A 19631-nucleotide genomic window follows, 5' to 3' on the forward strand; every position below is an offset into this window, starting at 1 on the left:
CAAAACGTGAAATTTCGGTGGAGTTTTCGGTTGCACCGGCGGCGAACCGCTTTGCACTAACGCCCAGTGTCCTCGTCCTACCAAGTCATCGCGCGCAAGTGGCGCCCCCAGACGTTTAACGACGTCGTCGGGCAGGATCACGTGGTGCGGACGCTCAAGAACGCCATCGCGCGCAACCGTATCGCGCACGCCTATCTGTTCGTGGGGCCGCGTGGCACGGGCAAGACCTCGACCGCCCGTATTTTTGCGAAGGCTTTGAATTGCACCGACGGCCCGAAAGCGGATTTCGATCCGAAGGATCCCGCCGTGCAGTCGATCACCGAAGGCACCTCGATGGACGTGATCGAAATAGACGGTGCGTCGAACAACTCGGTCGATCAAATCCGTGATTTGCGCGACGACGTGCGTTACGCGCCGACGCAGGGTAAATACAAAATCTACATCATCGACGAGGTGCACATGCTCTCCAATCAGGCGTTCAACGCCTTGTTGAAGACCCTCGAAGAGCCGCCCGAGCACGTGAAATTCGTTTTTGCGACCACCGATGTGCAGAAGGTGTTGCCGACTATTTTGTCGCGCTGCCAGCGCTTCGACCTGAAGCCGATCCCGGCCGAGCTGATCGTGGGCCGTCTGCAAACGATCGCCGACGAGGAAAAGATCAAGGTCACGCCCGAGGCGCTGGCCTGCATCGCCCGTATGGCCGATGGCGGCATGCGTGATGCGCAGTCGATTTTTGACCAGATGATTTCGTTCTGCGGCACGGAGATTTCCGAGCCCGACGTGCTGGATGTTTACGGCCTCGTGGCCGGCGAAAAAATCACCGCGCTGGCGGGAGCCGTCGCGGCGGGAGATCACCAGAAGATCATCGCGATTGTCGATGAGTGCGATGAAAGCGGCCGTGATCTGGTGCGCTTGCTCACCGACATGCAGGCGCTGGTGCGCCAGGCATTGCTGGATGCGATTTCCAAAGGCGGCCGCAGCGACAAGCTCGGCGGAGTTTCCATGACGACGGAGCAGCTCACACGACTCCTCGACGGCCTGCGTGAAGGTGAAGGCGGCGTGAAGCTGGGACTCGCTGAGAAGATCAATTTTGAAGTAACGCTGTTGAAGGCGGTCGATGCGAGCCGCTCGCGGGCGATTGATTCGCTCATCAAAGAACTCGCCGCGCTCGCCGAAGAGGCGCCCGTGGCCGACAGCGAAAAAAAAAAGGACTGATTGACCGGTTGGAATCGCGACTGGTGCTGGCCATCGAGGTGAGTCGCGCCGCGCAACCCCTGATCGAAACCGCGGGTGATCCCGATGCTCCGGATGAAGACAGCGGCGAAGTGACGCAGGCAAATATGGCCGCGGTCGAGGTGGCGGCGATTGCGGCCGCGGCGGCAACGGCCGGGCAAACGGGGGCACCCTCATTTGACGAAGACGGTCCGGTGTGGCCGGATGAATCGGCCGAGTCGGCCATACGCGCTGAGGTGGTGGAGCGGGGAGAAACCCTGTCGTCGAAAGCGGCTCGCGAGTTGTCGGAGGCTGCGGCGGAAGCCGCTGCGGAAAAGAAAAACCTACCTTCGCTGGATGCCCTCGTGGCCAAGATTCCCGCTGATGTGCGCGAGACGTTGGAAGATCTGTTTCGTGTGAAATTCGTGAAGGTCGCCCGTGCGCCTAAAAAATCGCTGAAGGAGTAACCGCAGCTGCCGGGGCCGCGGTTTTTTATTCGGTCCACGTCGTGCCGATTACGGCACAACCCGCGGTGGCGCGTGCGTAAAGATAAGTGTGCGCAGACGCAGTTTCGGATGCGGTTGTGTTCACGAGATTGATGGGCGCACGCAGATAGAGTCCTTCGTTCACGCCCTCGAAGTCATCAAGGTGGGTGAGCGCGCGATCATCGACTTCCCAGAGTTCGCCCGTCACTCCGTCACGATCATCGGGAGCGGCGACCATCCCCGGGTAATCGCCAAGGTCATAGAGGCGATAGCCGCCGGCAGTGCGGGCCTCGCCGAGGTAGGTTTGGCCGGCGATGTGGTGGTGGTTTTTGCAACCACGCTTGAGCGTGCCGTAAACGAAAAGACGCGTCATGGCACGGCGGTCTCGCGAATCTCGATAACGACTGCGGTGGTGTTGTCGGCGCCGGAGTTTTCCACCGCTTGCTCGACGAGGCGGCGGGCGGGTTCGTGGCTGGCGACGGCGGCTTCCGGCGAGCGAACGAGTTCCTCGATGTTGTGATTCCAAAGGCCTTCGACCAGACCGTCGGAGCAGATCACAAACCGGTCGCCGGGACGGTATCCAACGGCGCCGAGATGGGGATCGATGAATTGGTTGCCCGCGCCAAGGGCTTGTTGAAGGGCATTGCGCCGGGGGTGGTTGCGGGCCTCACGCTCGTTGAGCTGGCCGGCGCGGCGCATCCAGCCGACTTGGCTGTGGTCGTGGCTGATTTGAGTGATGCCGCCGTCCTTGGGCAGATAGTAGATGCGACTGTCGCCGATGTGCGCAAAATACATCCATTGCGGCGTGAACCAGCACAAGCTGAGCGTCGCGCCCATGCCCGCGCATTCCTCGTAGGATGAGCCGAGCTTGATCAACTCGTGGTGAATGGAGGCGATCAGTTCCTCGAGCAGATCGGAGAAACCACTGGCCATGCCGTGGGCCGAGAGGCGAAAGCCCTTGGGCAGGAGCTTGGTGATCTTATCGAGGGCGATACGGCTCGCGAATTCACCTGATTTGGCGCCGCCCATGCCATCGCTCACGGCAAAAACGAAGTCCGCTTCCGAGAGCGAGGACTCGCCAATTTTGCCCAGATAGCTGACTTCGCGGCCATTGACGGTCACGCCCAGAAACGAATCTTCGTTATTGGCGCGAACTCGTCCGACATGAGTCATGCCGGACCAATGGATAAAGGGAATGGGACTGGAGTCGTCCGGGGAGCGGGGAGGGACCATCGTGTCTAAATCTAAATAAAAAGAGAAGGGGAGTGGGCGAAATTAACCACGGTTGCCTTCACCGGGCATGGGCGGGTGGTTGCTGCCATCAAGCAACGTCGCGAATTCGAAATCGATAATGCAGAACCGGCCGTCGGTGTTCCGGTAGGTGATGTTGCGCATGAATGCATCGTCATGGCGCACGCCGAATGGCTCTAATTCGGCGAAAACCTCCTTAACGCGTTCCTCGCTAATGTGATCAACGCGAGTTCCGCAGTTGTCAGTCACGATTTTCAAGGTCGCTGGATCGCACTCCAAAAGCCGGGGGACGAACGTGCAGCCATGTTTTTCAAGATGCTTAAGGACAAGCACTTCATTGTCGAAGCGCTCTTTGGCTTGGTGTCCGCGAAAGCTCTTGTGGACGCGTCCGTCGTAGCCAATGCGGACTAGGGCGCGGGCGGTGTCTTTGACCTCATGCATTGGTGTTCAGGGACCATTCCTCCGGCGGCCCCTTCTGGCAAGAGTGAGCTCGGGGTTGCGGGGTATTTGGGGTGAAAAAAATTCATCCATAGTCCAACTTCCGATTGCCAGTGGCATGACAGGTGCTCATGCAAGACTACGGTTTCGGGCTGGGCATTATTATCAAATCACCGCCTTCCAGATACCGCATTTCCAGACCCGCACAAACTACCTACTCATGGCCAAATACAAATTGGAATACATCTGGCTCGACGGCTACAAGCCCGTTGCCAGCCTCCGCAGCAAGACCCAGATCAAGGAATTCGCCAGCTTTCCCAAGCTCGAAGAACTTCCCCTTTGGGGCTTCGACGGCAGCTCGACGCAGCAGGCCGAGGGCCGCAGTTCCGACTGCGTGCTGAAGCCCGTAGCCGTCTATCCCGACAGCACCCGTAAGAACGGTGCCCTCGTGATGTGCGAAGTCATGATGCCGGACGGAAAGACCCCGCATATCTCCAATTCCCGCGCCACGATCGTGGACGACGCCGACACATGGTTCGGCTTCGAGCAGGAATATTTCCTTTATCAGGACGGTCGTCCTCTCGGCTTTCCCGAGGGTGGCTATCCCGCTCCCCAGGGCCCTTACTACACGGGCGTGGGTTACAAGAACGTGGGCGACGTCGCCCGCCAGATCGTCGAAGAGCACCTCGACCTCTGCTTGGACGCCGGCATCAACCACGAAGGCATCAACGCCGAAGTGGCCAAGGGCCAGTGGGAATTCCAGATCTTCGGCAAGGGCTCCAAGAAAGCCGCCGACGAGGTTTGGGTCGCCCGCTACATCCTCCTCCGTCTCTGCGAAAAATATCAGATCGACGTCGAATTCCACTGCAAACCGATCCTCGGCGCCTACCAGCAGGCCCTCGATTGGAACGGTTCCGGTATGCACGCCAACTTCTCCACGAAGTTCATGCGCGAAGTCGGTGGCAAAGACTACTTCGAGAAGCTCATGGCCGCGTTCAGCAAATATTGCGCTGAGCACATCGCGGTTTACGGCCCCGACAACCACCTCCGCCTCACCGGTCTTCACGAGACCCAGTCGATCGATAAGTTCTCCTACGGCCTCGCTGACCGTGGCGCTTCGGTGCGCGTGCCGCACAGCTTCGTTAACGCGGGCTACAAGGGTTACCTCGAGGATCGCCGTCCGAACTCCGCGGGTAACCCCTACGAGATCGCGTCCCGCATCCTCAAGACGATCCAGACCGTCCCGACCGCCTAAAAACCGATCCTGTCTGCGGGACTGGCCGACTCATCACGAGTCAGCCGGTTCTTTTAAGCGAAGCGGCTCCACCTTCACGGGTGGGCCGCTTTTTTTACGCTTAGGATCAGGCGTAGCTGTAGCTGAAAGTTTACGACGATTCAGCGTCTCAGGTCGGTGGTCCGGCGTGACGGGACGATGGCAACAGACGCAAAAAAATCGCGACCCCTGAAGGTCGCGGTTTTTTAAAAGGATACGGGATCCGTTGAAGAGGCTTTAGACCTTCTCGACGAGACCGGCCTTGATGGCCTTGACCGAGACGAGGACGCGCTTCGTGCCGCCGTTGGCGGTGCGGATGCGGATCTTCTGCAGGTTCGGACGGAACTTGCGCTTGGTGATCGTCGTGATGTGCGTGCCGATGCCGCCGCTCTTCTTGGACTGACCCTTGCGGTGAATGATGGAGCCCTTGGTGGGACGTTTGCCTGTGATTGCGCAGATTCTGGCCATATAAAAGGTTGTTAAAGGGTCAGAGATAAAAGTCGGCTCCGGCCCGAAGCAAGGGCAAAGTTAGGACTTTTCCCGGCGAGCATGCAGGACCTGGAATTTTTGTCCCATGTGTGATGGGTGGAGCAGTTGCATCAACGCGAGTTTGCGGGGACTTACGCGTGAAGCCTCGGCGGCCATCGCCGGTGCGAGGAAGTTGCCGGCGTGATGAATGAAGAACGACTCCTGGGATTCCACGGTGGTGCCGTGGAATCCCGCGCGATTGAGTGAATCGGCCAGCCAATCCCAACACACATGTCCGGTGAGATCCTGCTCTCCGGGACGGGCGAGTAATTCGTTGGATTGCGTATGCTGAAAATACGCCCGCGCCGTGCCGGCTGGGGTGGCGGTGGCCAGTTCGACGAGGGATTTTCCGTAATCGAATGCTACAAACAATCCGCTCCACGGCTGGACGGCGAGGGTATCGGCGAGCGTCGCGGCTGCGCGCGGTGCATCAAAAATATAACCCTCTCCGGCATCCGCTGGCAGCCAAGGCTCGGATGTTTCGGTGAGCTCCACTTCTTGCAACACGCCGTCGTGAAGGCGGACACCGAGTTCGCGCCAGGCGTCTCCACGGCAGACAAAACGCCGGAGCGGTTGCGCATCGAACAGTTCGTTGGAGAACACGATGCAGCGGCCGCCAAGTTCCAGTGGTTCACCGATGCGGATCGTGCGGGCGGATGCAAACGGATGCGTTACTCCCGCAAGCACGCCGCCGCCGGGCTCGGCGCCGATTTCGACGAAGGAGTGGTTTTTGGCCTCGGTTTCGCCACCGAGCAAGTTGACGCAGGCCGCAGTGACCATCTCGCCAAAAACAGCGCCTGAAGTGGTCGCGGTATAAAAATCGGTGCCGCGGGCGTAGCCGACGCGTGCCTTGTTTTGGCGATAGTAGCCCAATTGCGGGTGAAACAGCGCCAGATCCATGAAGTCGGCAAACGTCAGTGTGCCGTTTGCGCCGGCACGGGTCAGGAAAGCGGCGGTGAACTCAGGTGAAAGTGTGGACGATGATCCCATTTACAAAAGCGATGAGTTGGCCACAGTGCCCCAGATGCTCAAACGCATTCTCGTTATCGCCTCCGGCGTAGTCCTCGGTGTCGTGCTCTCCGTGGGCGTGGCGCGCACGGCTGCGGCGTGGGGTTGGTGGCCGAATCGCGACTTGGAGAAATCGACACGCTACGTGCGCGAAGTTCTCAAGGTTGTGAATGAGAATTACGTCGATGGCACCCAGGCCGATTTGCCCAAGCTGACCGAGGCGGCGCTGCGAGGCATCGTGGGTTCGCTGGATCCGCATTCTGAATACATGAATGCGCGCGACTATAAAACGCTGGAGGAGGAGATCAGCAGCGAGTTTGGCGGCATCGGCGTGCAGGTCGAATTGCGCAAGGGTAACATCGTGGTGATCGCTCCGCTGCCGGGCACGCCCGGTGCGCGGGCGGGCATGTTGCGCGGTGACATCATCGCGAGCATCGATGGCACCAAGCTCGATAAACCCACGCTCGACGAAACGGTCGGACGGTTGCGTGGCAAGCCGGGCACCAAAGTCACGATCGGTTTCACCCGCCCATCGAACGGGAAAGAGTTCGAGGTCACCGTCAAACGTGAGCGCATCAAAGTGGAAAGTGTGCGCGACGTGCGGATGCGCCCGGATGGCATCGGCTATGTGCAGATCACCCAATTTTCCGAACGCACGGGCGAAGAATTTATCGAGGCACTCAACACGCTCAACGGTCAGAATATGCGCGGACTCATTATCGACCTGCGCGACAATCCCGGCGGTTTGCTCAACTCCGCCGTCGAGGTGGCCGAGCCGTTTTTCAACAAGGGTGAGCTCATCGTTTATACGCAGGGTCGCAAAAAAGAAGATCGCGACGAATACCGGGCCGCCGCTCCCGAACCGCGCCTCACTATCCCGGTTGCCGTTATTATCAACGCGGGCAGCGCCAGTGCGGCCGAGATCGTTTCGGGCGCACTCAAGGATACGCGTCGCGCCGTCATCATTGGTGAGCGTTCGTTTGGCAAAGGCTCCGTGCAATCGATCCTGCCGTTGCGCGAGGGTGAGGGACTGCGCCTGACGACGGCGCGTTATTACACGCCTAGCGGAGTGACGATTCACGAGAAAGGCGTTTCCCCCGATGTCGAGGTGGTGATGTCGGCCGAAGAGGATGAGAACGTGCGTCTGCAACGCTGGCGCGACGACGTGTCCGACGCCGCGGAATTCAAAGAGCGCTTTAACCTGGATCCGACTCCCGACCGGCAACTCGAGGCGGCGGTGTCGGTGTTGCAAGCGGCATTGATTTTGGAGACGCGTGCAAATCGTTCAGTGACCGGTCCGGTCGCTGCAAAGCAGCCATGATTCTGGCGATTGAGAGTTCCTGCGATGAGACGGCTCTCGCGTTGTTTGATCCCGCAACGGGAATCACCGGCGAGTGGATTCACAGCCAGATCGCTTTGCATGGTCGTTATGGCGGCGTAGTGCCCGACCTGGCCACGCGCGAGCATCTGCGGAATTTGGGGCCGTTGCTTGAGCGTGTGCGCGAGTCGCACGGATTCGCCGGTATTGATCGCGTGGCGGTTACACATGGGCCGGGACTGGCCGGTTGTCTGGCCATTGGCGTCGCGTCGGCCAAGTCATTGGCCCTGGCCTGGCGGGTGCCGTTGGTGGGAGTGAACCATCTGCGGGGGCATGTGTTTTCGCCTTTCATCGCGATGCATGCGGAGGCGCCGGCGGAGTTTGATGCGCGGTTTGAGCAACTGCTGCCACATCTCGGCTTGGTGGTGTCGGGCGGCAACACCTTGCTCTTCATGCTTGATCGCTCACGACGCATCACCGTCATCTCGTCGACCAAAGATGATGCGGCGGGCGAGGCGCTGGACAAAGGAGCCAAGTTGCTTGGGCTCGGTTATCCGGGCGGGCCGTTGATCGAGCAACGTGCGCTCCAGGGGAATCGGGAGGCTTATGCGTTTCCGCGCGGCATCGGTCCGCGGGCAGATCTTGATTTTAGTTTTTCGGGTTTAAAAACGAGCCTGCGCTATCAGCTGGAAAAAATGACGCCCGCTGAAATCGCAGAGCGCATGGATGATTTGTGCGCGAGTTATCAGCAGGCGGTGGTTGATGCGTTGGTGCGCAAGACCACGATTGCGTTGGAGCGCGAGCGATTCCGCAGCCTGGGATTGTCGGGTGGCGTGGCCAACAACCAGACGCTGCGCGCGGCTTTGGGACGCGTGGCGAAGGAGGACGGGATTCCGTTGCTCGCGGCGCAGCCCAGGCACACCGGTGACAATGCGGGGATGATCGCGTTTGCCGCGTGGGTGGATCCGCACGTGCACGCGCTGGCTTCGCTCGGAATCGAGCCCGGGCTGGCGTTGTAAGCGAACGCGGAGACCGGGCACAAAAAAGGCCGCCTGTTAAAAGGCGGCCTTTTTTAGCGAACCAATCGAAAACCTTAGAGGGTTTCGATGTAACGACCGATGGACTTGATGGTGTAGGTTTCCTCGGACGTGCCGATTTTGACCTTCACGCTGTCGCCGGATTTTTTGCCGAGGAGGGCAAGGCCGAGCGGTGTCTTGTAGGAGAGGATGTTTTTCTCCGGAACGCTGTCCCACGCACCGAGGAGCGTGTATTTGGCGGCTTTGCCGGCGCCGACGGTGACTTCGACGATGCTGCCCACGCTGACCTGCTCGGAGGTGGCCTCCTTGAAGTCGGTGATACGCGCGCGGCTGAGTTCCTTTTCGAGCTGCGACTTCTGCGCCATGAGGATGCTTTGATCCTGCTTGGCCATCTTGTATTCGGAGTTTTCCTTCAAGTCGCCGTGTTCGCGAGCGGTCGCGATGGCCTTGGAGTTTTCCGGGATCTTCTTGGAGACGATCGTCTCGTATTCGACGCGCTTGGTCTCGTAGCTGTCGCGGGAGACGAGGAGCTGTTCCTCGTTGGACTCGGCGTCCTTGGCGACGATCGACTGGATGCCGGGGAAAATCTTGATGAAGCGGGCGAGCAGGGACTTCTTCGTGAGCTCCTCGAAACCCTGGTTGAGCATGAGGGCGTTCGCGAGGTCGCGGGCGGTCTCAGGATCGGCGGTGGAGAGGAGGTCGGCGATGAGGTCGGTGTCCTCGGAGAGGATGTCGCCGAGCGGAATACGACGGGCGCTGGCGGCCTGAAGCGCCTCGTAGTCGATCGCGAAGAAGATCGCGCTCAACAAGCGGGGGGTGATCAGGTCGTTGAGCAGCTTGGCGAATTTCTTCGAGTGGCGGTTCTTGACGATCCAAAGAAGGACGGGGGCGCGCAGGTTCTGCTCGATCTGCCAGCGCTTGAGGGCGGTGGCGAGCTCGTCGGAGTGGCCGTTCTCAACGAGGAAGTTGATGCATTCGGTGGTGAACTTGCCCTGGCTCGTCTTGAGCAGCGTGAAGGCGGCGTCGCGGTATTCGATCGGGTGCGTGTCCTTGACGAGGTCGAGGAAGCGGCCCTGAAATTGGACGGGGATCTTTTCGGCAATATCCACGAGGTCGCGGACGTTGGCGATGAGCTCGGCTTGCGAAGGGGCCAGGGTGGCGGGGTCAACGCCGACCTGCTTGGCGAGGGCGTCGCGGATGAAAGCACCGTAGAGACGCTCGGCGGCGTCGAGCTGGTTGGAGTCCTTCACGGACTCGGAGAGACCGGTGAGGATGGCATTGAGGTCACCTTTGACTTCCTTGGAGCCGGAGGCGGCCACGAGGTCTTCGGCGAGGGCAATACGGCGGCGGGCGGAACGGGTGCCGTTAAATTGTTCGATGATTTCGTCTTCAGCGGAGACGGGGGTCTCGCGGAGAATGTAGCACTCGGTCTTCTTGGCAGGGACGGCGATGCGCGGGTCCTTGGCGATGGCCTTCTTGGCGGTGGACCACCATTTTTTGAATTTTTCTTCGCCGAGGACCTGGGCGAGCGTGATCTCGATCTCGATCGCGGTGGCGGCGTTGTTGGGGTAGGACTGAAGACCTTCGACGAGGAGCTGGGCCGGGTCGTTGGCGATCAGCTTGTTGATGACCTCGGGTTCGGTCTGCTTGCGAACCAGCAGGTGGTTGGCAGGGAGAATCTGCAGCGTGCCGATACAGAACGCAGGGTCCATCGGGTGGGCCTTCTTACCAGTGAAGTCGATGATGAGCTTCTGGGAAGCTTCATCGTAGGACTTGATCTGGCCGAAACCCCAACTGCGATGGATACCGTAGGAACCGGGTTCCATGGCTTCGAGTTGGGCTTTGGATGCCTTAAGGGAGGGATTTTTAGCGATGAGCGCAGAGACGGCTTCCGAGTTCATAAATGGGTTATTCGAGTCGTGAATTGGTGAGTTGAACGCATCCAAGGCGGTTATGTCAACCAACGGGTTTGCAGGTAACCGAGGTGTGTAAACGACAAAGCCCGCTCAGGAGAACGGGCTTTGTCGCTGGTTGCGACGGACTGGTCGCGTGGCCGGCCGGTCAGTGCTTGGGGCCGAGCCCCTTTTGCAATTTATCGATTTTGGGTTTGATGACGTAAACGCAGTAACCGTCGTTGGGATTTTTGGCGAAATAGTCTTGGTGATAATCCTCGGCGGGCCAGAATTTTTTGAGCGGCACGATCTCGGTCGTGATGGGTTTGGAGAACGTCTTGGCTGCTTCGTCGCGCGATTTCTCGGCGGCGGCCTTTTGGGCCTCGTCGGCATAGAGGATGATCGAACGGTATTGTGGGCCCTGATCGTTACCCTGTCCGCCGACTTGGGTCGGATTGTGGACTTTCCAGAAAAAGGCCAGCAGCTCGGCGAGCGTGATCTTGGCCGGATCGTAGTCGATTTTGATCACCTCGGCGTGACCGGTGTGTTCGTGGCCGATTTGCTTGTAAGTCGGATTTTCGGTGAAGCCGCCTGCATAACCGCTGGTGACGGCTGTCACGCCGAGTTTGATTTCGTAGGCGGCTTCAGTGCACCAGAAGCAGCCGCCGCCCAGCACCAGCGAATCGGCGCGGGCGAGGGCGGGCAACGCGGCCAGCCCGAGAGCGGCGAGGGAAAAGAGAATGCGGGGCGACATGGTGGTCTTCTGGTTAAGAGGTGGGTGACGGTGCGGGGGCGGAGGCGGTCTTTTGTTTGGCGACCCATTCGTCGTATTCCTTGCGCGGCATGAAGCGGAGCGAGGCGGAGTTGATGCAGTAGCGTTTGTAGGTCGGCGCCGGACCGTCGCTGAACACATGGCCGAGGTGCGCGCCGTCATTGGCGACGTGGACCTCGGTGCGACTCATGCCGTAGTTGGTGTCGGTTTGCTCAACGATGAAGAGCGGTTCGATCGGCTTGGTGAAACTGGGCCAGCCGGTGCCGCTCTCGAACTTGTCCTTGCTGTCGAAGAGCGGGGTCTCGCTGCACACGGAAAAATACACGCCGTCGGCGTGGTGATTATAATACTCGTTTTGAAATGGCGGCTCGGTGCCTTGCTGGCGGGCGACCTTGAATTGGATGGGGGTGAGGATTTTTTTCCACTCGGCATCGGTGCGCTGCACCTTGGCCTTGGACATATCGATGATGACCTTGGAGGGGAGTCCGCAGGCGGACGTGCAATCGAGATCGGAGCTGGCGGCGGGCGAAGTGGTTTTCATAGGTGCTTGAGAAAAAAGGTAGGAGGCTGCGACGAGCGGGAAGCAGAGGAGTAGGGCGGGCCATTTCATATGAGGTGAGAGCAAGGAGACGACGGATTATTCCCGAGGTTCCCAACTCTGCAAAACACCGGTGATAACGCAAACGAGACGGAAGGGTTCGGGCTTGCAAGCGGGGCGCACGCCTTGAGCGTGGGGCGTTATGACAAAACCTTTCAAGCCAGGCCTATCGGTCGATGCCTGGGCCCTCGCCGTCGAATTGCTGGTGCGCTGGCTCGAAAATAACGAGCGTGTCGACGTGCTGCTCGACAGTTTGCCGCGCTCCCTGGGGCGCGCCGAGCGCGGTCGCTGCCAGCATTTGTTGTTCGGCGCGGTGCGTAATCTGGGGCGGATCGAAGCGATTTTTACCCCGATGCTGGCCCGTCCGCCCCGCACGGCGGTGAAAGCGATTCTGTTGATCGCAGGTTATGAGCTGATCGAAGGCGGCAACGACGGCCACACGGCGCGCGTGGTTCATCATGCGGTCGAGCAAACCAAGACGCTGGCAAGCCAGCCGGAAGCCAAGATGGTCAACGCCGTCGTGCGCAAGATATCCGCGGCGCTCGATGCGCAGACCGTGCCGGCGGCGCTGGCGGGTGCGACGGAACTCGCGAATTATTATTCGCACCCCGAGTGGCTGGTGCGCCGCTGGCTCGCGCAGTTTGGTGCGGCGGGTGCGCGCGAATTGTTGGAATGGAATCAAAAGCCTGCGCCTGTGTATGCGCGTTGGCGGGCCGAAGGTGCGCCAGCCGGTGAAGACGCGGCGCTGTTCGTGGCGACTCCGTGGAAAGGGTTTTATGAAGTGAAGTCCGGTTCGTGGGCACGCGTGGAAACCCTGGTGAACGACGGAACGTTGTTCTTGCAGGATCCGGCGACGCGCCACGCGATCGACCTGCTGGCCCCGAAGACGGGCGAAGCGGTGCTCGATGCGTGCGCCGCGCCCGGTGGTAAGAGCCTCGCGATCGCCGATCTCATGGGCTCGGGACGCGTGGTGGCGGTGGATCTGCCGAGCCCGCGTATCGATCGCCTTAAGCAAAATCTGTCGCGCGCGAAGATCGATGTCGCGCTGGTGCAGGCTGATTTATTGCAGATCGAACGCCTGGGGGTTCTGGAGGAATGCAATCTGCCGAAAGCCTACGATGCGGTGCTCCTCGATGTGCCCTGCTCCAACACCGGAGTAATGCGCCATCGCGTGGATGTGAAATGGCGTTTGCAAGTTTCGGACTTCGCCAAGCACGCGCGCCAGCAAGGTGATTTGTTGAGCGCGGCGGCACGCCTGGTGGTGCCGGGCGGGCGACTGGTTTATTCGACGTGCAGTCTCGATACCGAAGAAAACATGGACGTGATCAGCACGTTTTTGGAAAAGACCCGCGGCCGTTTCACGCTGGAGGCGCAGCGTATCAGCCAGCCCTGGGTGGACGGTCACGATGGCGCGGCGGCATTCGTGCTGCGCAAAGCGGTGGGTTGAGCCCTCAACCCGGCCGGAGATTATTTTTCCGGCTGGGGCAGGCGGGTGCCGGCGATCCAGGCGCCCGCAGCCAGCACGGCGGCACCGATGAACACGGCCTTCGCGCCGAGCGTCCAGAAAACGATGCCGGCGGTGATGGGCGTGATCGCGCGGGAGAGTGAACCCAGTGAGCGAAAAATGCCGAGCACGCGGCCTTGTTCGTTGGCTCCGGCGTAGAGCGAGATGAGTCCGCTGGTGGAGGGATTGACCAGGCCCGAGCCGAGTGCGAGCAAGCCGACGCCCGCGTAGAGCCACGCGGGCGCGGGCGCGAAACCGATCAACAGGAGGCCGATGCATGAAGCGACCAATCCCATGCCGAGCACGCGGGTCTCGGGCGTGCTCACCAGCATCTTTCGCACGATATAGCCCTGCGTGATGATCGAACACACGCCGAGGAAACCCATGAGCAGACCGTTTTGTTTCGCGGTGTAGCCGAAGCGTTCGGCGCTGAGGAAAACCAAGGATGCTTCCATCGCGACGAAGGCGATCGAGTAAACGAACGCGACCAGATTGACGCCGCGAATACGAGCGTCGGAGAGATTCAGAATGGCGCGGAGCGGATTGCGCAGGCGCGTCTCGACGGGGACGATGCGCATTTCCGGCGGGCGGGTCTCGTTGAAGCGGCGATAAATCCACACGAGGTTGACCACACTCATCGCGAGTGAGAGCAGCGCGGGGACCGAGAACGGATTGATGCCCCACGCGGCGAGTCCTGCGCGCGGGAAAATTTCGAGCAAGTTGATGTGCGCGGTGAAGGCGCCGATCATCGGGCCGGTGACGAGGCCGAGGCCGAACGCGGCGCCGACGATGCCCATCGCTTTGGAGCGTTCGGCGCGCGTGGTGACATCGGCCACGGCGGCGGTGGCGACGGAAAGATTGCCGCCGAATGCGCCGGCCACGAGACGGGCGACGAGGAAGAGCCAGAAGGAACCGCTGACGACCCAGAGCAGATAACTGAGCGCGGTGCCGGCGACGGTGAGCAGCAAGATCGGACGGCGTCCGCGTTTATCGGAGAGCGTGCCCCAGAACGGTGCAAAGATGAATTGCAGGATCGAAAACAGGGAGCTGATGACGCCGCCAAACAGCACCTCGGGGAGGTGGGTTTCGTTACCCAGATGACTAGCGACTGCGTTGATGTGCCCGAGGAACCAGCCGAGCAGTCCGGCCTGGCCGTCGACGGCGAGGTAGTGTTTGAGCAGGTCGGGCCCGAGCGGGAAGATGATCGAGAAGCCCACCAGATCGATGTAGAGCGTGAGGAAGATCACGCCGAGGGACAGGGCGCGTTTGGGCTGGTTGGGCTCGGTGGTGGACACGAAGGCGACAGGCAAACCATTTGGAGCGGCAGAGCCAAGGCGCGAATGGCCCCGATGGTCGAATCGCCGGAATGGCTAATGACGCCCGCCGAGTTACCTAATATCCGGCGGCGCGTTCAGGCGCTCAGCCCAGCATCTTGCTGATTTGTTTTCGCAGGGCCTGAAGCGAGAACGGCTTTTGCAGGAAGCTCACGCGGTCATCCGTCCCGAGTTCGGGCACGGCGCTTTCGTTGTAGCCGCTCATGAGGATGACGGGGAGTTGCGGGGCGAGCACTCGTAGTGCCCGCAAGGTATCGACGCCGCTCAGACGAGGCATGGTCAGGTCGAGCAGGACGAGCGCGACATCGGATTGGTGGGCTTTGAATAATTCGATGCCTTCGATGCCGTCGGCGGCGGTGAGGGTCTTGAGTCCAAAGGTGCGAAACATCTGTTCGGCCACCGCGCGGACACCGGTTTCATCGTCGATGAGCAACACTGTGCCGGCGAGCGGATGTGCGCGGGCTTCGAACGGCTGCCGGCTTTCGCGGACGACTTGCGGCGAGGAAGCCACCGGTAGCAGCAAGGTGAACGTGGAGCCGGCTCCGGGCGTGCTGGTGACGAGGAGGCTGCCTTGATGGCTGCGCACGATGCCGAGCACGGCGGCCAGGCCGAGTCCGCGGCCGGCAAATTTGGTGGTGAAGAACGGGTCGAAAATTTTGCTGATGGTTTCGGCACTCATCCCGGTGCCGGTATCGCGAACGCGCAGGCCGGCGAAGTCGCCGGTCCCCGGCGGAGGCGCGAGCACGGCATGGGCAACCTGGGGGTCGGTGCGGCGCATCGTGCAGGTTTCGACGGTGATGAAACCATCGTGATCGCCGATCGCGTCGGAGGCATTGACCACGAGATTCATGATGATCTGGCGGATCTGCGTGGCATCGACTTCGACGTCGGGCACGCCGGGGCGGAATTCGAAATGAAGGCTGGCCCGCTTGCTGATCGAGTGCTCGAGGAGGGGAGTCGTGTCGCGCACGAGTTTCTCAAGGCTGGCGCGCTCCACGAGGAACCGTCCGCGACCCGCGTAGGCGAGCATCTGCTGGCACAGTTCGCCGGCACGTTGCGCACCGCATTCAATTTGTTCGAGGTGTTCCTGAACCGCGGTCTGGCGGGGAAGATCGAGCCGGAGAATGCTGGCGTGGCCGACAATCGTCGTGAGCAGATTGTTGAAATCGTGCGCGATGCCGCCCGCGAGGACACCCAGGCTTTCCAGTTTTTGAGATTCGAGGAGCTTGCGGTCCAAGGCGCTCCGGTCGGCTTCGGCCTGTTTGCGGCCGGTGATGTCGATCGCGAGACCTTCGATGAACAACAGCTGGCCTTCGCTGGAGTAAATGCCCTGGCCACGGTCGAGCACCCATTTGATTTGGCCGTCTTTGTCCCGAAGCCGGTATTCGCTTTCGTAGGCGGCCTGGTGCGCCAAGGCGTTGTCGACCAGCGCACGATGGTTCTCGTGGTCTTCGACCAAGATCAAGTCGTCGAAACAAATTTTCCCGGAGGTGAAATCATGCGGGGTGTAGCCGATGATCTCGATTGATCCGCGGCTGATGAACGTGGCGGAGCACGGTTTTTGATGGAGATAGCGATAAGCCATGCCGGGCATCTGTCCGAGCAGGCTGTCGAGCTGACGGCGGCTTTCGCGCAACTCGGCCTCGGTTGCCTGACGTTTGCCGATGTCGGCTTCGAGCAGTCCCTGTGTGTGGCGCAATTCGGCGGTGCGTTCTCCGACCTGATGTTCGACCAGTTCGGCGCGACGGCGCACGCTCAGAAAATAAGCGCCGAGCACGAGCGTGAAGATCAGGCTGCCCGCGAAAACTATGCGAGGTGTGGCGCTGATCTGACTGTCAATCCAGCCGTTTGTGGGGGTGTAATAACAGTTCCAAGTGCGTCCGCCGATGCTAAGCTGATCGGAGTGCATGATGCCCGGAGGCAGATCGGCGAGGCTTTGCAGCGCGTGATTGTCGGGATCGCGAACTGCACGGCGGCTGAAGAGAAAAGGGTCCGGTTCATCCGTATGGGTGATGTCCAAAATCAGGGCATCGAGCGCGTAGGCCGGATAACTGATCCAGGACTGCCCCAGCATGTCATCAATTTTGAATACAATCTGGACGTAGCCGACCAGTTGGTCGGCACCACGCACCGACTGGAAAACCGGACAGGCCATGATGATTCCGAAACGCTTCGCGCCGGAGTTTTCCTGCACGAGGCGGATCTTCCGCGTCATGACGAATCCGCGGGTTTTCAGACTGCGATCCAAGTCGCTGCGCGAAGGGCCGACGGTGAGGTCAAAACCGAGGGCGGGTTCGTTGCCTTCGAGCGGCTCCGTATAAAGAATCGGATTATACACCGGCCGGCGTGAGGCCGGCACGAGCTGGCCGTCGGCGTTGCGTTCGGTGAAGGCGTAATAAGGGACGATCTCACGCCGGCCCCAGGCTTCGACCTCGGCCCGGCGGGAATCGGGAACGACCGGAACCCATTGAAGCGCCTGGATGCCCTGATGGCGGGCGCGGATGTCGCGGGCCGTGGCCAGAAACTCGGACGGGGTGACATCGTCGGAACTGGCGAAGAGATTGCGCAGGTTATACAGGCACTCTTCGTAACCGTGGATACTCTCGCTGATGAGGGCGTGGCGGACGGCTGCGCGGCGGAAAAATTCGTTTTCTATACGGCGTTGCTCGGTGTAGTGGGCAAACCGATACAATATCAACGAGGCGGCGAAGCCGGCGAGCAGCACGATGACCAACCCCAACTGCCGGCGCATGATTTTTTTCCCGGAGGTGAGGTGGGGCTTCATAGTCACAACTTCCAAGCTGCAAGCATGTTGCACGCGGGTGGTGGCGCGAGGTTGTTTTTCGAAAAAAAAGCCCGCCTCGGGCATGCGAGGCGGGCTTGTGATGACGCTCAAGAGCGTGAGCGGTCGTTGAGGTTTATACTCAGAGCTTGTAGGGCAGCGGGTATTTGGCGGCGAGTTTGGCGGCGCGCTCCTTGGCGGAGGCGAGGGCGGCGGTTTCGCCGTCGGTGCCGATGGCCTTGAGAACGGTGTCGATGGCGGTCGCGATTTCGTCCATGTCGGATTCAACCAAACCACGCGAAGTGATCGCCGGCGTGCCGATGCGGAGACCGGAAGCCTGGAAAGGCGAGCGGGTCTCGAAGGGCACGGTGTTTTTGTTGAGCGTGATGTGCGCGAGATCGAGGGTCTCCTGGGCTTTCTTCGCGGTCAGTTCGGGGAGGTTGTGGCGAAGATCGATCATGAAGAGGTGGTTGTCGGTGCCACCGGAGACGAGCTTGTAGCCGCGGGCGACGAACGCCTTGGCGAGGGCCTGGGAGTTTTTCACGACCTGCTGCGCGTAGGTCTTGAAATCGGGCTTGAGGGCCTCGGCGAAACACACGGCCTTGGCGGCGATGACATGCATGAGCGGACCGCCCTGGCCGCCGGGGAACATGGCGGAGTCAATGGCTTTGGCGTGCGCGGCTTTGCACATGATGAGACCGCCGCGGGGGCCGCGCAGGGTTTTGTGCGTGGTGGTCGTGACGAAGTCGGCGTGCGGGAAAGGCGACGGGTGGACGCCCGCGGCGACGAGACCGGCGATGTGCGCGATGTCGGCGAAAAGGAGCGCGCCGACGGAGCGGGCAATCTCACCCATGCGGGCGAAGTCGATGACGCGGGAGTAGGCGGAAGCGCCGACGGTGATCATGGCGGGCTTCTCGCGCTCGGCGATGGCGGCGAGTTCTTCGTAGTCGATCAGGCCGGTGTCTTCGCGGACGCCGTATTGGACGAAGTTGTATTGTTTGCCGGAGAAGTTGGCGGGGTTGCCGTGGGTGAGGTGGCCGCCGTGCGAGAGATTCATGCCGAGGATCTTCGCGCCGAGGGGCAGGCAGGACGTGTAAACAGCGAAGTTGGCCTGCGAACCGGAGTGCGGCTGGACGTTGGCGTGTTCGGCACCGAACAGGGCTTTGGCGCGGTCGATGGCGAGGGTTTCGATCTTATCGACGAATTCGCAACCGCCATACCAACGCTTCGCGGGGTAACCCTCGGCGTATTTGTTGGTGAGCACGCTGCCCTGGGCCTCCATGACGGCCGGGTAGGTGAAATTCTCGGAGGCGATGAGCTCGATGTGGCTCTGCTGGCGGGCGAACTCGGACGAGAGGGCCGAGTAGATTTCAGGATCGAGGGTGCGGAGCGGCGTGGCGTTGATCGACATGGTGAAGTGAAATTTGGAAAGGAAGAGTCGGAAGGGCAAACGGCGCGGGGACAAACCGAAAAACGACCGACCCCCTCTGAGCACCGCGCAATAAAGCCGTCGGATCATGAATGGATCACGTTTGTAACTTATTAAGTTACAAATTCGATTTTTTTATAACCAACTGCCGATGAATGGTAAATCGGTATTTGTAACCTATTAGGTTACAAATGGGATTGCCGGATTACCTGTCGAAAACCGAAAGCAGGGCTGCGAGGCTGCTAGGCGGTGGGGGCGAAGGGACCGTGAAAGCGCGAAGAATTCCTTATTGGGCGGTCTGCGACTTGAGGAACTCCATCAGCGAGGGGATGGCTTCGACCATTTCGTCGCGGCAGGCTTCGTATTCGTTGAGGGGGCCACCGTAGGGGTCGCCGATTTCTTTGTCGGCGGCGCGGGGCATGAACTCACGGAAAAGATAAACATTCCGCGGGACGGGATTGAAGCTGATCTGAATCATGGCCCGGTGGCTTTCAGTCATGCAGAGAACCACCACGGCTTCATCCAAGAGCTGCTTGGTAAGAGGCTGGCTCTTGTGGGCTTTGATATCGAGACCGACTTTTTTCAGCGCGACGACGGAGTTTTCCGAGACGCGGTCACCGGAGCGGGCGGCCACGCCGGCCGAGACGATCTTCAATGATTTCAACGGCTCGGGCTGCGCACTGAGCGCATGGCGGAGGAGCGCCTCGGCCATCGGGCTGCGACAGATGTTGGCGGTGCAAACAGTGACGATGGTTCCGGGCTTGGCCATA

At 60.5% G+C, this 19631-nt stretch carries 18 protein-coding genes; 6 read left to right on the plus strand and 12 right to left on the minus strand.

What is annotated here, in order from left to right; genetic code table 11:
* Positions 1–66: 66 nt before the first annotated feature.
* Together dnaX and FPL22_RS17025 are read left to right on the plus strand one after the other, a co-directional pair.
* Complete coding sequence (gene dnaX / locus FPL22_RS17020) at positions 67–1215, plus strand: DNA polymerase III subunit gamma/tau (RefSeq protein WP_144354239.1); 1149 nt, start codon at positions 67–69, stop codon at positions 1213–1215.
* Between the two features lie 23 nt (positions 1216–1238).
* On the plus strand, positions 1239–1679 hold the full coding sequence (locus FPL22_RS17025) for a hypothetical protein (protein ID WP_144354240.1): 441 nt from the start codon (positions 1239–1241) through the stop codon (positions 1677–1679).
* A gap of 25 nt (positions 1680–1704) precedes the next feature.
* Here FPL22_RS17025 and FPL22_RS17030 read toward each other — a convergent pair whose 3' ends face one another.
* Genes FPL22_RS17030 through FPL22_RS17040 form a run of 3 tightly spaced genes read right to left on the minus strand, consistent with a single transcriptional unit; the run spans position 1705 to position 3389 of the window.
* Positions 1705–2070 (minus strand): gamma-glutamylcyclotransferase family protein, encoded by a 366-nt coding sequence (locus tag FPL22_RS17030; protein WP_144354241.1) that lies wholly within the window; start codon positions 2068–2070, stop codon positions 1705–1707.
* Positions 2067–2930 (minus strand): PP2C family protein-serine/threonine phosphatase, encoded by an 864-nt coding sequence (locus FPL22_RS17035; protein ID WP_144354242.1) that lies wholly within the window; start codon positions 2928–2930, stop codon positions 2067–2069. The genes FPL22_RS17030 and FPL22_RS17035 overlap by 4 nt, the downstream gene beginning before the upstream one ends.
* A 42-nt stretch (positions 2931–2972) precedes the next feature.
* A complete protein-coding gene (locus tag FPL22_RS17040; RefSeq protein ID WP_144354243.1) occupies positions 2973–3389 on the minus strand; it encodes a protein kinase family protein in 417 nt (138 codons plus the stop codon).
* A gap of 217 nt (positions 3390–3606) precedes the next feature.
* Here FPL22_RS17040 and FPL22_RS17045 point away from each other — a divergent pair, with 217 nt between their 5' ends.
* Entirely contained in the window at positions 3607–4641 is a 1035-nt protein-coding gene (locus FPL22_RS17045) for a glutamine synthetase beta-grasp domain-containing protein (protein ID WP_144354244.1), read from the plus strand.
* 255 nt (positions 4642–4896) lie between these two features.
* Here FPL22_RS17045 and rpmB read toward each other — a convergent pair whose 3' ends face one another.
* Both rpmB and FPL22_RS17055 read right to left on the minus strand, forming a co-directional pair.
* Positions 4897–5127 (minus strand): 50S ribosomal protein L28, encoded by a 231-nt coding sequence (gene rpmB, locus FPL22_RS17050; protein WP_144354245.1) that lies wholly within the window; start codon positions 5125–5127, stop codon positions 4897–4899.
* Between the two features lie 60 nt (positions 5128–5187).
* Positions 5188–6177 (minus strand): SAM-dependent methyltransferase, encoded by a 990-nt coding sequence (locus FPL22_RS17055; protein ID WP_144354246.1) that lies wholly within the window; start codon positions 6175–6177, stop codon positions 5188–5190.
* Between the two features lie 25 nt (positions 6178–6202).
* Between FPL22_RS17055 and FPL22_RS17060 the strand changes: the two genes are divergently transcribed.
* Both FPL22_RS17060 and tsaD read left to right on the plus strand, forming a co-directional pair.
* On the plus strand, positions 6203–7516 hold the full coding sequence (locus tag FPL22_RS17060) for a S41 family peptidase (protein WP_238991466.1): 1314 nt from the start codon (positions 6203–6205) through the stop codon (positions 7514–7516).
* Complete coding sequence (tsaD, locus tag FPL22_RS17065) at positions 7513–8532, plus strand: tRNA (adenosine(37)-N6)-threonylcarbamoyltransferase complex transferase subunit TsaD (RefSeq protein WP_144354248.1); 1020 nt, start codon at positions 7513–7515, stop codon at positions 8530–8532. The genes FPL22_RS17060 and tsaD overlap by 4 nt, the downstream gene beginning before the upstream one ends.
* A 74-nt stretch (positions 8533–8606) precedes the next feature.
* Here tsaD and FPL22_RS17070 read toward each other — a convergent pair whose 3' ends face one another.
* The 3 genes from FPL22_RS17070 to msrB all read right to left on the minus strand — a co-directional run bounded on the left by FPL22_RS17070 (position 8607) and on the right by msrB (position 11755).
* Positions 8607–10451, minus strand: coding sequence for a GreA/GreB family elongation factor (locus tag FPL22_RS17070; RefSeq protein WP_144354249.1), 1845 nt, complete (start codon positions 10449–10451; stop codon positions 8607–8609).
* 160 nt (positions 10452–10611) lie between these two features.
* Complete coding sequence (gene msrA, locus FPL22_RS17075; protein WP_144354250.1) at positions 10612–11196, minus strand: peptide-methionine (S)-S-oxide reductase MsrA; 585 nt, start codon at positions 11194–11196, stop codon at positions 10612–10614.
* Between the two features lie 13 nt (positions 11197–11209).
* Positions 11210–11755: a peptide-methionine (R)-S-oxide reductase MsrB gene (gene msrB, locus FPL22_RS17080; protein WP_144354251.1), complete on the minus strand. Its 546-nt coding sequence runs from the start codon at positions 11753–11755 to the stop codon at positions 11210–11212.
* Between the two features lie 199 nt (positions 11756–11954).
* Between msrB and FPL22_RS17085 the strand changes: the two genes are divergently transcribed.
* The gene (locus FPL22_RS17085; RefSeq protein ID WP_144354252.1) at positions 11955–13259 is read left to right on the plus strand and encodes an RsmB/NOP family class I SAM-dependent RNA methyltransferase; all 1305 of its coding nucleotides are present in this window, start codon (positions 11955–11957) and stop codon (positions 13257–13259) included.
* Positions 13260–13279: 20 nt separating this feature from the next.
* Here the strand turns inward: FPL22_RS17085 and FPL22_RS17090 are convergent, their stop codons facing one another.
* From FPL22_RS17090 to FPL22_RS17105, 4 genes are all read right to left on the minus strand, one after another.
* Positions 13280–14611: an MFS transporter gene (locus FPL22_RS17090; RefSeq protein ID WP_144354253.1), complete on the minus strand. Its 1332-nt coding sequence runs from the start codon at positions 14609–14611 to the stop codon at positions 13280–13282.
* A gap of 124 nt (positions 14612–14735) precedes the next feature.
* Positions 14736–17435 (minus strand): CHASE domain-containing protein, encoded by a 2700-nt coding sequence (locus FPL22_RS17095; protein ID WP_162525363.1) that lies wholly within the window; start codon positions 17433–17435, stop codon positions 14736–14738.
* Positions 17436–17574: 139 nt separating this feature from the next.
* Positions 17575–18843, minus strand: coding sequence for a serine hydroxymethyltransferase (locus FPL22_RS17100; RefSeq protein WP_144354255.1), 1269 nt, complete (start codon positions 18841–18843; stop codon positions 17575–17577).
* Between the two features lie 304 nt (positions 18844–19147).
* Positions 19148–19630: an arsenate reductase/protein-tyrosine-phosphatase family protein gene (locus tag FPL22_RS17105; RefSeq protein ID WP_144354256.1), complete on the minus strand. Its 483-nt coding sequence runs from the start codon at positions 19628–19630 to the stop codon at positions 19148–19150.
* Position 19631: the final 1 nt, after the last annotated feature.

It is taken from the genome of Rariglobus hedericola, assembly GCF_007559335.1.
Lineage (GTDB): Bacteria > Verrucomicrobiota > Verrucomicrobiia > Opitutales > Opitutaceae > Rariglobus > Rariglobus hedericola.

Excerpts from the sequence above, each read along its gene's own strand:
- FPL22_RS17105 (WP_144354256.1), bottom strand. The coding sequence starts at position 19,630 with ATGGCCAAGCCCGGAACCATCGTCACTGTTTGCACCGCCAACATCTGT.
- FPL22_RS17045 (WP_144354244.1), top strand. The coding sequence starts at position 3,607 with ATGGCCAAATACAAATTGGAATACATCTGGCTCGACGGCTACAAGCCC.
- FPL22_RS17095 (WP_162525363.1), bottom strand. The coding sequence starts at position 17,435 with ATGAAGCCCCACCTCACCTCCGGGAAAAAAATCATGCGCCGGCAGTTG.
- FPL22_RS17055 (WP_144354246.1), bottom strand. The coding sequence starts at position 6,177 with ATGGGATCATCGTCCACACTTTCACCTGAGTTCACCGCCGCTTTCCTG.
- msrB (WP_144354251.1), bottom strand. The coding sequence starts at position 11,755 with ATGAAAACCACTTCGCCCGCCGCCAGCTCCGATCTCGATTGCACGTCC.
- FPL22_RS17040 (WP_144354243.1), bottom strand. The coding sequence starts at position 3,389 with ATGCATGAGGTCAAAGACACCGCCCGCGCCCTAGTCCGCATTGGCTAC.
- FPL22_RS17100 (WP_144354255.1), bottom strand. The coding sequence starts at position 18,843 with ATGTCGATCAACGCCACGCCGCTCCGCACCCTCGATCCTGAAATCTAC.
- FPL22_RS17085 (WP_144354252.1), top strand. The coding sequence starts at position 11,955 with ATGACAAAACCTTTCAAGCCAGGCCTATCGGTCGATGCCTGGGCCCTC.
- FPL22_RS17030 (WP_144354241.1), bottom strand. The coding sequence starts at position 2,070 with ATGACGCGTCTTTTCGTTTACGGCACGCTCAAGCGTGGTTGCAAAAAC.
- msrA (WP_144354250.1), bottom strand. The coding sequence starts at position 11,196 with ATGTCGCCCCGCATTCTCTTTTCCCTCGCCGCTCTCGGGCTGGCCGCG.
- FPL22_RS17070 (WP_144354249.1), bottom strand. The coding sequence starts at position 10,451 with ATGAACTCGGAAGCCGTCTCTGCGCTCATCGCTAAAAATCCCTCCCTT.
- FPL22_RS17035 (WP_144354242.1), bottom strand. The coding sequence starts at position 2,930 with ATGGTCCCTCCCCGCTCCCCGGACGACTCCAGTCCCATTCCCTTTATC.
- rpmB (WP_144354245.1), bottom strand. The coding sequence starts at position 5,127 with ATGGCCAGAATCTGCGCAATCACAGGCAAACGTCCCACCAAGGGCTCC.
- tsaD (WP_144354248.1), top strand. The coding sequence starts at position 7,513 with ATGATTCTGGCGATTGAGAGTTCCTGCGATGAGACGGCTCTCGCGTTG.